At 34.3% G+C, this 1,547-nt stretch carries 1 protein-coding gene; it reads right to left on the reverse strand.

Annotated elements, in window-relative coordinates; all coding sequences use genetic code 11:
- Positions 1–1,547: hypothetical protein (locus tag ACUUYC_RS25325; protein ID WP_474270619.1), on the reverse strand; the 1,547-nt coding region annotated here is incomplete at both ends.

Raw genomic sequence — 1,547 nt, forward strand, 5'->3', positions numbered from 1 at the left:
AATTCATTTACTGGTATTAGAGAAGTTTCATTTAATTGTACTGCTAAGTAGCGTGTATGTGATCCGTTTGTGTATAAATTTGTAGTTAAATCACCTAGTTGACTTGGAGCTGCATCACTTACACCAACGACCTTAAACATTTCCATGGCTGGTTTGTTTTGAACATATTGATAATCGTCAGATTCGTATTCTAATTCTATACGACCACCAGAAGGAAGATCAACAGAAGATAAGGTCCATGAAGAAACATAATAATCTTGTAGCGCTTTGTCTTTTTGTTGTACAAAAGGAAACTCTTGTGCTGTAATATCTGATTCTACCTCATGAGAATTGTTTACATTTCCATTAGAAAGTGTAACACCATTAATTTCTCCTTCAGTATCATAGGTCGGTGTAGCACCTTCAAATAATGGTTTGTAATTTCCCCATACATCGTATGATTTTATTTGATACGCTGGATTGTTAGTATCATAATTAAATACATAAGGTGTGTATTTCCCCATGTTAGAATCACGATATGTAAAATATACTTTTTCTAAAGTCAATTTCCCTTTTCCATCTTCCACAGCTTCACTATTGGGAGTATTTGGCATTAGAGAATAGTTGTACTTAAAATGTGCTGTTTTTATTGGACTAATTTCTGTATCACCAGCAATTAGTTTTTTATATTCTGGTTTAGAGTATAGTCTGATTGTATTTAAACGAAGCATTTTTGAGTCTTGAACTCCTTTTGCATCTTTTCTTTTTGAAAAATCGAATGTAGCAACATGCGTTTTTGTTTCAATTCTAGTTACATACTTTAATTCTTTTTCTCCACGAACGTAACTTCCCTTTTGATCATTTTTTTTAGTGTATAACCCAGGATTGTACGAAGCATCATTTGTATCATATGGAACTCTCCATTCATACGGTTCGTCTGCTAAAGATTGGATTTTTTCATCATCTAAATCAGTGTCATGTACAAAGTCATTATAATGCATTTTTGTATATGCTCCTAAATCATCATCAGAAGGTCCATCACCTGTAAGATCTTCGTAATCATTGGAAAGAACGGAACTCAATAAGTACGTATGTGCATAATCTGGAGTGGTAATTTTGTTGAAATAATGATCAACACCACTATCATTACCACGATGATCTTGACCATCAACAGGAATTGTCCCATTTTCAATAGTTGGCGTTCCATCTGCTGCAAAACTCACTTCATCTTTGGTAAAGTTTACGGCAGCTTCTCCATACACATACGTTGCTCCGCTTGGTTGCACAACTTTTAAACCATTTGTATGATGTGGAGCCAAATTTCCGTGCGCTTTTACAAAAGGGTCTACAAGAGCTTCTTTTTTATTTATCTTAACAATTGCTTGATTTCTTTGTTCTCGTTGCGTTCTTTTAATAGGAGCTATAATCTGCGTTTGAGAACTTTCTGCGGTGTTGTTAGGCATGTATTCTTTTACATTAAAAACACTCATGGCTTCTTTATTATAAGCTCTTCCTGAAGGTGATAAAACTAAAGACATTGGTTTTTCACCTGACAATGCAGATTCATA

This window comes from Kordia sp. E (genome assembly GCF_056033805.1).